At 74.5% G+C, this 11,846-nt stretch carries 14 protein-coding genes; 13 read left to right on the top strand and 1 reads right to left on the bottom strand.

Annotated elements, in window-relative coordinates; translation table 11 throughout:
• The first annotated feature begins 7 nt into the window (after nt 1-7).
• Together O7611_RS11845 and O7611_RS11840 are read left to right on the top strand one after the other, a co-directional pair.
• Nucleotides 8-610 carry a phosphatase PAP2 family protein gene (locus tag O7611_RS11845; RefSeq protein ID WP_194801734.1) on the top strand — a complete coding sequence of 201 codons (603 nt, stop codon included), beginning with the start codon at nt 8-10 and terminating at the stop codon, nt 608-610.
• 32 nt (nt 611-642) lie between these two features.
• Nucleotides 643-1,248 (top strand): class I SAM-dependent methyltransferase, encoded by a 606-nt coding sequence (locus O7611_RS11840; protein ID WP_194801735.1) that lies wholly within the window; start codon nt 643-645, stop codon nt 1,246-1,248.
• A 133-nt stretch (nt 1,249-1,381) separates the two neighbouring features.
• Here the strand turns inward: O7611_RS11840 and eccB are convergent, their stop codons facing one another.
• The gene (eccB, locus tag O7611_RS11835; protein ID WP_269696830.1) at nt 1,382-2,779 is read right to left on the bottom strand and encodes a type VII secretion protein EccB; all 1,398 of its coding nucleotides are present in this window, start codon (nt 2,777-2,779) and stop codon (nt 1,382-1,384) included.
• Nucleotides 2,780-3,265: 486 nt separating this feature from the next.
• On the opposite strand from eccB, the gene trxA reads away from it, so the two are divergent.
• The 11 genes from trxA (at nt 3,266) to O7611_RS11780 (ending at nt 11,843) form a co-directional block, all read left to right on the top strand.
• Nucleotides 3,266-3,616, top strand: a complete 351-nt coding sequence (gene trxA, locus O7611_RS11830; RefSeq protein ID WP_269696829.1) for a thioredoxin — start codon at nt 3,266-3,268, stop codon at nt 3,614-3,616.
• 53 nt (nt 3,617-3,669) lie between these two features.
• Nucleotides 3,670-3,939 (top strand): metal-sensitive transcriptional regulator, encoded by a 270-nt coding sequence (locus tag O7611_RS11825; protein WP_013285930.1) that lies wholly within the window; start codon nt 3,670-3,672, stop codon nt 3,937-3,939.
• Between the two features lie 139 nt (nt 3,940-4,078).
• Entirely contained in the window at nt 4,079-5,479 is a 1,401-nt protein-coding gene (locus tag O7611_RS11820; protein ID WP_194801737.1) for an MBL fold metallo-hydrolase, read from the top strand.
• Nucleotides 5,480-5,565: 86 nt separating this feature from the next.
• On the top strand, nt 5,566-6,150 hold the full coding sequence (locus O7611_RS11815; RefSeq protein WP_194801738.1) for a rhodanese-like domain-containing protein: 585 nt from the start codon (nt 5,566-5,568) through the stop codon (nt 6,148-6,150).
• Entirely contained in the window at nt 6,147-7,043 is an 897-nt protein-coding gene (locus O7611_RS11810; protein ID WP_194801739.1) for a sulfite exporter TauE/SafE family protein, read from the top strand. The genes O7611_RS11815 and O7611_RS11810 overlap by 4 nt, the downstream gene beginning before the upstream one ends.
• Nucleotides 6,982-7,590, top strand: a complete 609-nt coding sequence (locus tag O7611_RS11805; protein WP_269696828.1) for a class I SAM-dependent methyltransferase — start codon at nt 6,982-6,984, stop codon at nt 7,588-7,590. The genes O7611_RS11810 and O7611_RS11805 overlap by 62 nt, the downstream gene beginning before the upstream one ends.
• 82 nt (nt 7,591-7,672) lie before the next feature.
• Nucleotides 7,673-8,383, top strand: coding sequence for a spermidine synthase (locus tag O7611_RS11800; protein ID WP_269696827.1), 711 nt, complete (start codon nt 7,673-7,675; stop codon nt 8,381-8,383).
• 73 nt (nt 8,384-8,456) lie between these two features.
• Complete coding sequence (locus tag O7611_RS11795) at nt 8,457-8,636, top strand: hypothetical protein (RefSeq protein WP_018787202.1); 180 nt, start codon at nt 8,457-8,459, stop codon at nt 8,634-8,636.
• 101 nt (nt 8,637-8,737) lie between these two features.
• Nucleotides 8,738-10,417, top strand: a complete 1,680-nt coding sequence (locus tag O7611_RS11790) for a long-chain-fatty-acid--CoA ligase (protein ID WP_269696826.1) — start codon at nt 8,738-8,740, stop codon at nt 10,415-10,417.
• Nucleotides 10,418-10,465: 48 nt separating this feature from the next.
• The gene (locus O7611_RS11785; RefSeq protein ID WP_194801743.1) at nt 10,466-10,684 is read left to right on the top strand and encodes a hypothetical protein; all 219 of its coding nucleotides are present in this window, start codon (nt 10,466-10,468) and stop codon (nt 10,682-10,684) included.
• 67 nt (nt 10,685-10,751) lie between these two features.
• Nucleotides 10,752-11,843, top strand: a complete 1,092-nt coding sequence (locus tag O7611_RS11780; protein ID WP_269696825.1) for a DNA glycosylase AlkZ-like family protein — start codon at nt 10,752-10,754, stop codon at nt 11,841-11,843.
• The last annotated feature ends 3 nt before the right edge of the window (nt 11,844-11,846 follow it).

Genomic DNA, 11,846 nt, shown 5'->3' with positions numbered 1-11,846 from the left:
TGATCGGGTGCGAGCATCACGGGAGCGCCGGGCCGGCGCGCGGGCGGCCCGGCTGCTCACCGAGGCGCTCGCCCCGACCGTCCTGGTCACGGCGCTGCCGCTGATCGCCGCCGCCCGGGTCAGCCGCTCGGCGGGCCAGTTCCTGCTCTGGGGCGGCATCGCGCTGACGTTCTGCGCCGTCATCCCGATCGGCGTGCTCGCGCACGGCGTCCGCCGGGGTCGCCTCACCGACCGGCACGTCGGCGACCGCACCCAGCGCGCCCGGCCGCTGTCGATCGGGCTGGCCTCGGTCGCGGCCGGGGTGCTGCTGCTGGCGGCGGTCCGCGCGCCGGCCGAACTGTTCGCCGTGATCGTGGTGATCTTCGTGGTCGGCGCGGCCTGCGCGCTGGTGAACCACTGGTGGAAGCTGAGCATCCACGCGGCGGTCGCCGCCGCCACGGTCGCCGTGCTTGTGCCGCTGGCCGGCCCGGCCGCGAACCTCGGCTGGGTGCTCGTCGCGGCCGTCGGCTGGTCCCGGGTACGGCTCGACGACCACACCTGGCCGCAGGTGCTGGCCGGCGTCGCGCTCGGCGGGCCGCTCGCCGCCGGCACGTTCCTGGCGCTCGCCTGACCCGCCGCCACAAGATCAGCTACGGTGGCCTCATGGGCAAGCCGACCCGCTGGGTGACCGACACGAATCCCGGCCACTCGCAGTGGTACGTGGACCGGTTCCGTCAGCTCGCCGCCGAGGGCGCCGACCTGGCCGGTGAGGCGCGGCTGCTGGACGCGCTCGTACCGCCGGGCGCACGCGTCCTGGACGCCGGCTGCGGCACCGGCCGGGTCGCCGCCGCGCTCGCCGCGCGCGGGCACACCGCCGTGGGCGTGGACGCCGACCCGACGCTGGTCGAGGCGGCCCGCGCCGACCATCAGGGTCCCCGCTTCCTGGTCGCCGACCTGGCCGAGCTGGATCTGGCCGCCCAGGGTGAGGCCGAGCCGTTCGACGCCGCGGTGCTGGCCGGCAACGTGATGGTCTTCGTCGCCCCCGGCACGGAACGCGACGTGCTGGCCCGCGTCGCCGCGCACGTCCGGCCGGACGGCCTGGTCGTAGTCGGCTTCGCCACCGACCGCGGCTACCCGGTGGCCGAGCTGGACGCCGACGCGGTCGCCGCCGGGCTGCGCCCCGAGCACCGCTTCGCCACCTGGGACCTGCGGCCGTGGCGCGACGACGCCGACTTCGCGGTCACCGTGCTGCGCCGCCCCGCCGACTGACCCGCTCCCCCACCTGACGGGCCGTGGCGGGCTCGCCCGCCGGCTGGCTGCGCGCGCTGCCGGACGGGCTGGCCACGGCGGTCGGCGAGGGCGGCCACTGTGCGGCCGAGGCGGACGCCCGCCGCCGGGCCGGTCAGGCGGGTGCGGCGACAGTTCGGGCGGCCTCCGGGTCGAGCGGGCTGCCCGCCGGCAGGAGGTCCACCAGGCCCGCCGGCAGCCGCGCCGGACGCACCCCGGCGTAGCCGAGCATGCCCGGCACGTCAGCGCCGGTCAGCGCATACCGCCGGCCCAGGTCGGTGACCACGCAGACCGTGCCGCCAGTGGCGCCCGGCGCGGACACCGCCTCCACCAGCGCGCCACGTCCCGGCTCCACCACCACCTCGTCGGCGAGCCCGGCCCGGCCGCCGGGCGTCCGCGTGGCGGCGGCGAGGTCCGGCGCGGTGACGCCGACGCGGATCTCGCGTACGCCGGCGTCGTCCCCGGCCAGCGCGCAGACCGCACCGTTCTCGGCGGCGGCCAGCCGGGGCGGCACGGCGGGCGGCGCGGTCGGTCCGCCGGGCACCAGACCGGGCAGCTTCGGCAGTGCGGCGAACCGGCCGAGCGTGATCGGTTCGGGCTCCCCCTGGCCGGTGCGGGCCAGCAGCAGCGCCGCCTGCAACTCGGTGATACCGGCCAGCCCGCCGCGCTGCGCCACCGCGTACTGCCGCCCGCCACCGGAGTTGCGCACCAGGTACACGTCACCCACGCTCGCGCCGGTGACCCGCTCGGACGGCTCACCGAGGTCGTCCACCGGCGGCGGGGCCAGGTCGGCGCCGGCCGGCAGCGTGTTGAGCAGCGCCGCCGCGACCGGCACCGCCCGTTCCCGGGTGGCGGCCAGCGCGGCGAGCACCCGGTCGGTGTCGCGCAGCAGGTAGCGCCGGTCGTGCCAGAGCAGGTGCAGGCCGCCGTCCGGGTGCCGTGCCAGCAGCCCCTGGTCGCCGAGCGCCCGGCCGCCGGTGGCCTGCCGCCCGATCAGCAGCACCGACCGGGGCGCGCCGCGCACGGCCTCCCCGCGCCCCGTGTCGTCGCCCGGCACCGAGCAGAGCGTCCAGGCGTCGCGGACGAGCCGGTTCGACACGGGCAGCGAGTCCGGCGCGTCGGCGATGCCCAGCGGCAGGCCGCGCGGCACTCCCTCGATGGCGCGGCGGCCGACAAGCACCGTCTTCGGCTGCTCCGCCCCGATGATCAGCAGCGCGGAGGCGTAGTTCAACACCGGGTGCAGCTTCTCGTCCCGGTAGACGAACCGCGCGCCCGACTCCTTCTCCACGATCACCGCGCCGGTCTCGCGCCACGAGTCACCGCCGCCGGTGAACAGGCCGTAGAGGGCGACGCCGCCGAGCGCGATCGCGGCGACCAGGACGCTGGCCAGACCGGCGCCGGCCAGCCGGCGGAACGGGGACTGCGGCGGGTCCGTCTCCCGCATGACGAGCGCGGCGACCGCCCGCTGGACGGTGAACTGGTACGAGTGCAGCTGGTCCTGCCGCGACGCCATCGTGTCCCTTCCCGCCGGGATGGTCGGCGCACAGGATAAGCGCTCCGTCGATGCCCCGGCGACCCTGCGTGTCCCTCACCGCCCCTTCGTCGTCCCCCGCTCCGCCAGTACGCCGAGGTGGCTGCATCCCACCGCCCCGGACCCCACCACTTCCCCGAACTGGAGTCGATCAAGCGCACCGGGTCGGCCGGTCCGCTGGGCACGCTCACCGACGCGCACCACGCGATGTGCCGCCCGCCCACTTCGCACGAACACCGCCACAGTCGCGCCCTCGCCTCAATCCCTCGCCTCAACCCGGCGCCAGTACGCCGAGGTGGCCTGCATCACACCGCCCCGGACCCCACCACCTCCCCGAACTGGAGTCGATCAAGGCGGCCAGGACCCGTCAAGCCAGGCGTCGATCAAGGCGGCCAGGACCACCCGCCCGGAATGGATACCCCCGGGGGTGTGTTACACATGGCGGAACCCGAACCGACGGAGGTACCGATGGCCAGCGTGGCGTTGACCACCACCGACTTCGCAGAGACGGTCAACCGGGACGGCATCGTCCTGGTCGACTTCTGGGCCGGCTGGTGCGGCCCCTGCCGGGCGTTCGCGCCGGTCTACGAGAAGTCCAGCGAGCAGCACCCGGACATCGTCTTCGGCAAGGTCGACACCGAGGCCGAGCCGGCCCTCGCGGCGGCCGCCCAGATCCGGTCGATCCCGACACTGATGGCGTTCCGGGACGGCGTGCTGGTGTTCGCCCAGCCGGGCGCCCTGCCGACGGCCGGGCTGGAGGATCTGATCCGGGCCGTGCGTGACCTCGACATGGACGAGGTCCGGACCAAGACCGCCTGACGGGTGGCGGCACAGGTACCCCCTGGGGTATCTTCGAGCGCAGGAGGTACGACGTGAATCTTCGACCGGAGATGACAGGCGAGGCGCTGACCCGGCTCAAGCGGGCCCGGGGGCAGCTCAACGCCGTCATCGAGATGATGGAGAACGGTGAGGACTGCCGCGCCGCGCTGACCCAGCTCGCCGCGGTCTCCAAGGCCATCGACCGGGCCGGCTTCAAGATCATCGCCTCCGGCATGCGCTACTGCGACGCTGCCCGCCAGGCGGGCGAGGAGCCGGAGATGACCGAGGAGGAGCTGGAGAAGCTCTTCCTGTCGCTGGCCTGACGGCACCCGCCTGACCGACTGAGCCCCGTCCGCGCCGTGTGACCGCGACGCGGGCGGGTAAACACCTGCCTGGAGAACCCAGGCCGCAGACTGTCCGACGCATACCCCCGGGGGTATATAGGCAATGAGAGGAAACGGCATGACTCTCGACGTGTCCGTCATCGCGACCTCCTCGCTCGGCGACCGCAGCTACCTCGCCTCAGACGGCCGGGTGGCGATCGTGGTCGACCCGCAGCGCGACATCGACCGCGTCCTGTACCTGGCCGGCCACAAGGGCGTACGGATCACCCACGTGGTGGAGACGCACATTCACAACGACTACGTCTCCGGCGGCCTGGAGCTGGCCCGGATCACCGGCGCGCAGTACCTGGTGGCCGCCGCCGACACGGTCGAGTTCGACCGGACCCCGGCCGCCGACGGCGACACCGTGCCGGTGTCGGACACCATGCGGCTGCGGGTGATCGGCACCCCGGGTCACACGTTCCACCACCTGTCGTACGCACTCGACGAGGCCACCGACGGCGGCTGGACGGCGGCCGGCGTGTTCACCGGCGGCTCGCTGCTGTTCGGCACCACCGGCCGTACCGACCTGCTCGGCCAGCAGTACGCCCACGAGCTGGCGCACCACCAGTACGCCTCCGCGCGCAAGCTGGCCGACCTGCTGCCCGACGGCGCGCAGGTCTGGCCCACGCACGGCTTCGGCAGCTTCTGCTCGGCCAGCCAGGCCGACGCCCCCGAGTCGACGATCGGCCGGGAGAAGGAGGCCAACCCGGTGCTGCGGCTGGCCGCCGACCAGTTCGTCACCGAGACGCTGGCCGGGCTGGACGCCTACCCGGCGTACTACGCCCACATGGGCGTCGCCAACGCCGCCGGTCCTGCCCCGGTCGACCTCACGCCGGTGGCCCGCGCCGACGCCGGCGAGCTGCGCCGTCGTATCGCCGCCGGCGAGTGGGTGGTCGACCTGCGCCACCGCAAGGCGTACGCGGCCTCGCACCTGGCCGGCACCGTCAGCCTCGGCCTGGACGGGCCGATGTCGACGTGGCTCGGCTGGCTGATCGACTGGGGCGTGCCGATCACGTTCCTGGCGCAGACCCCGGAGCAGGTCGCCGATGCCCAGCGGGAACTGGTCCGCATCGGCATCGACCGCCCGGCCGCCCAGGCCACCGGCGAGCCCGAGCAGTGGACCACGGACCCGTCGCAGCTGCGGGAGATGGCGGTGGCCGACTTCGCCGCGCTCGCCGCCGCGCAGGCCGGGAAGACCCCGGCCGGACTGCCCGCGCCGCAGGTCGTCCTCGACGTGCGGATGACGAACGAGTGGAAGGCCGGACACATCGACGGTGCGGTGCACGTGCCGTTGCCGGACGTGCCGAAGCGCCTCGCCGACATCCCCGCCGGGACCGTCTGGGTGCACTGCGGCTCCGGCTACCGGGCCACCGCCGCCGCGTCCCTGCTCGCCAACGCCGGCCGTGACGTGGTGCTGATCGACGACTCGTACGGCCGGGCCGAGGCGGCCGGCGTACGCATGACGCCCACCGCCTGACCTCTCCCCGAGCGCCCGGCCGGCGTGCCCCTGCGCCGGCCGGCGCCCGACCCTGCCCGAAAACACCCGCTGAAGGAGACCGAAGCATGACCACGACCACCCCCACCACCATCGACGCAGCGACCCTGCGCGAGCTGATCGCCGCCGGCCGTACGCCCCGGATGCTCGACGTGCGCACGCCCGGTGAGTTCGAGGCGGCGCACATCCCCGGCGCGTACAACGTGCCGCTGGACCTGCTCCGGGAGCACCGCGCGGAGCTGCGCAGCCACCTGGACGAGGACGTGGTGCTGATCTGCCGCTCCGGTGTCCGGGCGAGCCAGGCCGGTCAGGCGCTCGGCACCGTCGGCCTGCCCAACGTGAAGGTGCTCGACGGCGGCATGCTGGCCTGGCAGGCCACGAACGCCCCGGTCAACCAGGGCCGGCCGCGCTGGGACCTGGAGCGCCAGGTACGCCTCGTCGCCGGCTCGATCGTGCTCGCCGCGATCGTCGGTTCGGTGTTCGTCCCCGGCCTGAAGTGGGTCGCCGCGTTCATCGGCGCGGGCCTCACGTTCGCCGCGCTCACCAACACCTGCGCCATGGGCATGCTGCTGAGCAAGCTGCCGTACAACCGCGGCGCGAGCTGCGACCTGGACACGATCGTCGGGCAGTTGCGGGACGGGAGCCGCAAGTGACGACTCTCGTCCTGACGCTGGCCGGCGCGGTGCTGATCGGCGTGACGCTGGGCCTGCTCGGCGGCGGCGGGTCGATCCTCGCCGTGCCGCTGCTGGTCTACGTCGCCGATCTGCCCGCCAAGGAGGCGATCGCCACCTCGCTGCTCGTCGTCGGCGTGACCAGTGCCGTCGCCGTACTGCCGCACGCCCGGGCGAACCGGGTCCGCTGGCGTACCGGGCTCATCTTCGGTGTGGCCGGGATGACCGGCGCGTACGCGGGCGGCCGGCTGGCCGAGTTCGTCCCGGCCGGCGTCCTGCTGACCGGGTTCGCGCTGATGATGCTCGCCACCGCGGTCGCGATGCTGCGGGGCCGCCGGTCCACCGAGGGCCGCCCGGTGCCGCACGAGCTGCCGATGCTGCGGGTGGTCGGGGACGGCGTGGTCGTCGGCCTGGTCACCGGCCTGGTCGGCGCCGGCGGCGGCTTCCTGGTCGTACCGGCCCTGGCCCTGCTGGGCGGGTTGCCGATGCCGGTAGCGGTAGGCACCTCGCTGGTCGTCATCGCGATGAAGTCGTTCGCCGGCCTGGCCGGCTACCTGTCCAGCGTGCAGATCCACTGGGGTCTGGCCGCCGGGGTCACCGCCGCCGCCGTCGTCGGCAGCCTGCTCGGTGGCCGGCTCGCCGGCCGGATCCCGGCCGACCTGCTGCGCCGGGTGTTCGGCTGGTTCGTCGTGGTGATGGGCGTGTTCGTGCTCGCGCAGCAGTTGCCGCCGGTGTGGGGACTCGCCGTGGGAGCGCTTGCCGTGGCCGGTACGGTCACCGTGGCGGTGTGGGGCCGCCGGAGGAGGGGACACAGTGGACAGCAGCGCCTGGGACAGCCGGTACGCCGACACGCCCGGACTGGTGTGGAGCGCTGAGCCCAACCGCTTTGTGGTCGAGTCGGTCACCGGGCTGACTCCCGGGTCAGCGCTGGACATCGCCGCCGGCGAGGGCCGCAACGCGGTCTGGCTGGCCGGTCTGGGCTGGCGGGTCAACGCGGTGGACTTCTCCGCGGTGGCCGTCGACCGGGGGCGGGAGCTGGCCGCCGCGCGGGGCGTCACAGTCGACTGGCGGATCGCGGACGTGACCGCGTACCGGCCGGTGCCGAACAGCTACGACCTGGTGCTGATCAGCTACCTGCACCTGCCCGCGCCGGAGTTCGCCGGGGTGCTCGCCGCGGCGAAGTCCGCGCTGCGCCCCGGCGGCACGCTCGTGGTGGTGGGCCACGACCTGGCCAACCTCTCCGGCGGCATCGGCGGCCCGCAGGACCCGGACGTGCTGCTCACGCCGGAGTCGGTGGTCGACGGGCTGGCCGGGCTGCGCGTGCAGCGGGCCGAGACGACCCGCCGGCCGGTCCCGGGCACCGACGGCGGGAGCGTCGACGCGCTGGACACGGTGGTGGTCGCCACCCGCCCCGCCGACTGACCGCCGTCCGCCGCCGTTTCGCCGGGCCGGGGCCGGGACCGGCCGGTAGCATCCGGGGACGGATCAGCGGAGAGGACACCGGGTGGGCGCGCGTTTCGAGGAACTGGCCTGGCGGGAGACGCCGATCGGCGAGATCAGCCTGCGGCGGCGCCGCGACCCGGCACTGGACTCCGAGGTCTACGAGGTGAAGCTCGACGACGAGTACCTCATGTCCAGCGCTTTCCCGGTCGCGGAGATCGAACTGGCCCGGCTCGGGCTGGCCCCGCTCACCGGTGACGCGCTGGACGTGGTGGTCGGCGGGCTCGGCCTCGGCTACACCGCGCGTACCGCGCTGGAGGATCCCCGGGTGCGCTCGCTGGTGGTGGTCGAGGCGATCGAGGACGTGATCGACTGGCACCGGCGGGATCTGCTGCCGTTCGCCGCCGGGCTGGCCACCGATCCGCGTACCCGGTTCGTCCGGGCGGACTTCTTCGCCGCGATGGCCGGCGACGGTCTCGACCCGGACGAGCCCGGCCGCCGCTTCCACGCGGTGCTGCTGGACGTGGACCACTCCCCCCGCCAGGTGCTGCACCCCAGCCACGCCCCGTTCTACACGGTCGACGGGCTGCGGCGGCTGGCCGCGCTGCTGCACCCGGAGGGCGTCTTCGCGCTGTGGTCGAACGACCCACCGGATCCGGCGTTCCAGCGCACGCTCACCGAGGTGTTCCCGACCTCGGTGGCGCACGTCGTCCGGTTCCCGAACCCGTTGCAGGGCCGGGAGGCGGCGAACACCGTGTACGTGGCCCGGCACTGATCCACCAGGCGGCGGCATGCCCGCCGGTCCAGCGGGAAAGCGGGCGGCCGACCGTACGACGGGAGGCTGGGACATGCGCGCGTTGCTCTGGGTGGTCGGCGTGGTCGCCGGGGTGCTCATCCTGCTCGGGCTGCTGCTGGAGGCGGTCCGCTGGCTCGTCATCATCGGCGTGATCGCGCTCGCCGCGGTCATCATCTTCGGGATCGTGAAGGGCCGGCGGGTGGTGCACCAGCATTCGACCCGCCGCCGCTGACCTGCGGCGGATGTGACCGACCCGGCAACCTACGTGAGCGTAGGTTACCGGGCGGTCAAGTTAGGCTGGGGGCGTCAACCGCGCGACGAGGAGTAACGGCGATGGACGCGACCGCCCAGCGACCCTGGACCCGCAGCTACGCACCCGGCGTACCGGCCGAGATCGCCGAGCCGGACGGCTCGCTCGTCGACCTGCTGACCGAGGCGGCCGGACGGTTCGGGCCCCAGGTCGCGCTCGACTTCTACGGCGCCACCACCACGTTCACCGAGCTGGCCGACCAGGTGGCCCGCGCCGCCGAGGCGCTGCGCCGGCTCGGCGTCGGCCCGGGCGACCGGGTGGCGCTGGTGCTGCCGAACTGCCCGCAGCACGTGGTCGCGTTCTACGCCGTGCTGCGCCTCGGCGCGGTGGTCGTCGAGCACAACCCGCTCTACACGGCCGACGAACTGGACCGCCAGCTCACCGACCACGGCGCCACGGTCGCGATCGTGTGGGACAAGGTCGCGCCGCTGGTGGCGGGACGCGGCGCCGTGCGTACCGTGGTGGCGGTCGACCTGACCGCGGCGCTGCCGCGGCTCAAGCGGTGGGCGCTGCGGGTGCCGCTGCCGAAGGTCCGCGCCGCGCGGGCCGCGATGACCGCCCCCGCGCCCGGCGCGCTGCCCTGGTCGGAGCTGGTCGCCGCCGCCGGGCCGCTGCCCGCCGGGCATCCCGCGCCCGAGGCCGGGGACGTGGCGCTGCTCCAGTACACGGGTGGCACCACCGGCGAGCCGAAGGGCGCGGTGCTGACCCACCGCAACCTGCGCGCCAACGCCGCGCAGGGCCGGGCCTGGGTGCCGGGCCTGCGCGACGGCGCGGAGACCATCTACGCGGTGCTGCCGCTGTTCCACGCCTACGGCCTGACGCTCTGCCTCACCTTCGCGGTGAGCATCGGCGCGACGCTGGTGCTGTTCCCCCGCTTCGACGCCGACCAGGTGCTCGACGCGGTCCGTCGCCGCCCGCCGACGTTCCTGCCCGCGGTACCGCCGGTCTACGCGAAGCTGGCCGCCGCCGCGCGCGAACGCGGCGTCGACCTCACCTCCATCCGGTACGCGATCTCCGGCGCGATGTCGCTGCCACCGGCCACCGTGGAGCTGTGGGAGCAGGTGACCGGCGGCCTGCTGGTCGAGGGGTACGGGATGACCGAGACGTCCCCGATCACCGTGGGCAACCCGGTCGCCCCCACCCGCCGGCCGGGCACCGTGGGCGTGCCGTTCCCCTCCACCGACGTCCGCATCGTCGACCCGGAGGACCCGTCCCGGGACCGAGCCCCGGGCGAGGCCGGTGAGCTGCTGGTCCGCGGGCCGCAGGTGTTCACCGGCTACTGGCACCGGCCCGAGGAGACGGCCAAGGTGCTGCTGCCGGGCGGCTGGATGCGTACCGGAGACATCGTCATCATGGACGCCGACGGCTTCGTGACGGTGGTGGACCGGATCAAGGAGCTGATCATCACCGGCGGCTTCAACGTCTACCCGTCCGAGGTGGAGGAGGCGCTGCGCCGCGTCCCCGGCGTACGCGAGGCCGCCGCCGTGGGCATGCCCACCGACGACGGCGAGGAGGTCGTCGCCGCCGTGGTTGTCGACCCGGCGGTGGCCGCCACCCCGGAGTCGATCCGGACGTCGTGCCGCACCCACCTGGCCGGCTACAAGGTGCCCCGCCGGGTCGTTGTGGTCGACGAACTGCCGTACTCCCAGATCGGCAAGATCCTGCGCCGCGAGGTCCGCGAACGGCTGCTCGCGGCTCGCTGACCCGATCCGCCCGTTTGCCGGCGCGGCGGCGGGGGCAGACGGGCGTACATGGTGGATTCACGGGGCAAGTCAGTCGGTCGTTACCTCATGCGCCTGGTCGGCGGCGTGGCCGTCATCTTCGGCCTGCTCGGCATCTTCGCCACGCTCGCCGACGGCAACCTGGTCGGGATCGTGCTCAGCGTCCTGTTCATCGGCGGCGGCGTGTTCCTGCTCAAGCGCTCCGGCCCGGACCGGCGGACGGACCCCGCGCCGCGCGCCGCCCGCTGACCGCACGCGGCCACGCCGGTCGGCGCTCCGCGCCGGACATGTCGGTGCTGCCGCCTACGCTGTGGCGATGATCGACAGGCGTCAGGTGCTGGCCTTCCGCATCCGCGCTCAGCAGCTCGACCGGGCGCGGGGCTCGCTCGCCGACACCGCTGTGCTCGACATCGGCGTGCAGGACACCGGTCCCGACGGCGGCCGGTGGGCGCTCGCCACGCGCGGCGTCGACGTGGCCCCGCTGACCGGTGACGACCTGGTCCTGCTCTGGACCGTACGCGGCGCCCCGCACCTCTACCGCCGTGCCGACGTGGGCGTGGTGGCCGCCGCGGTCGAGCCGTTCTCCGACGCCGACGCGGGCAAGCGCATCTACGACGCGGCGAAGCCGTTGAAGGCGGCCGGCATCGGCATCGTCGCCGCGCTCGACGAGGTGGCCGCGCGGATGCGGGAGATCGTCCGCACGCCGACGGTCAAGGGCGCGGTCTCCGGGCGGCTCGCCGAGGTGATGCCGGAGCCCTACCTGCGGTTCTGCCGGCCGTGCAACGCGATCCACCTCTACGAGATGCCGTTCCGGCTGGCCGCCGTGCGCGCCGGCCTGGAGCTGCGGCTCGACACGTCACCGCCGATCCTGGAACGCATCCGCGGCTTCCGTGCGGCCGCCGCGCCCGACGACCGGTTCGAGCTCATCCGCGCCTACCTGCGGCTGCTCGGCCCGGCCACGCCCAAGCACGTCGCCGACTACCTCGACGCCCCGGTCAAGGAGGTCAAGGCCCGCTGGCCGCACGACGCGGTCGAGGTGAGCGTCGACGGTGAGACGCGCTGGCTGCTCGCCGCCGACGAGGCGGCGCTGGCGTCGGCGGACGCCACGACGACCCGCCTGCTCGGCCCGTTCGATCTGTTCCTCCAGGCGAAGGACCGGGCGACGCTCGTGCCGGACGCGGCCCGCGTCAAGGAGCTGTGGCCGGTACTGGGCCGCCCCGGCGCCGTGCTGGCCGACGGTGAGCTGGCCGGGACCTGGCGGCCCCGCAAGTCCGGCCGGTCGTTCACCGTCGCGGTCCAGCCGTGGCGAGAGCTCACCGGCAGCACCCGCGACGCGGTCGTCGCGCAGGCCGAGCGCCTCGCCGCGTACCGGGGCGTGCCGCTCGCCGGCGTCGACTTCGCCGCGTGATGG

It is taken from the genome of Micromonospora sp. WMMC273 (genome assembly GCF_027460285.1).
Classification (GTDB): Bacteria; Actinomycetota; Actinomycetes; order Mycobacteriales; family Micromonosporaceae; genus Micromonospora; species Micromonospora aurantiaca.
This window is presented reverse-complemented; position numbering and strand designations above follow the sequence as displayed.

Excerpts from the sequence above, each read along its gene's own strand:
- O7611_RS11815 (WP_194801738.1), top strand. The coding sequence starts at position 5,566 with ATGACCACGACCACCCCCACCACCATCGACGCAGCGACCCTGCGCGAG.
- O7611_RS11790 (WP_269696826.1), top strand. The coding sequence starts at position 8,738 with ATGGACGCGACCGCCCAGCGACCCTGGACCCGCAGCTACGCACCCGGC.
- O7611_RS11840 (WP_194801735.1), top strand. The coding sequence starts at position 643 with ATGGGCAAGCCGACCCGCTGGGTGACCGACACGAATCCCGGCCACTCG.
- eccB (WP_269696830.1), bottom strand. The coding sequence starts at position 2,779 with ATGGCGTCGCGGCAGGACCAGCTGCACTCGTACCAGTTCACCGTCCAG.
- O7611_RS11785 (WP_194801743.1), top strand. The coding sequence starts at position 10,466 with ATGGTGGATTCACGGGGCAAGTCAGTCGGTCGTTACCTCATGCGCCTG.
- O7611_RS11795 (WP_018787202.1), top strand. The coding sequence starts at position 8,457 with ATGCGCGCGTTGCTCTGGGTGGTCGGCGTGGTCGCCGGGGTGCTCATC.
- O7611_RS11820 (WP_194801737.1), top strand. The coding sequence starts at position 4,079 with ATGACTCTCGACGTGTCCGTCATCGCGACCTCCTCGCTCGGCGACCGC.
- O7611_RS11780 (WP_269696825.1), top strand. The coding sequence starts at position 10,752 with ATGATCGACAGGCGTCAGGTGCTGGCCTTCCGCATCCGCGCTCAGCAG.
- trxA (WP_269696829.1), top strand. The coding sequence starts at position 3,266 with ATGGCCAGCGTGGCGTTGACCACCACCGACTTCGCAGAGACGGTCAAC.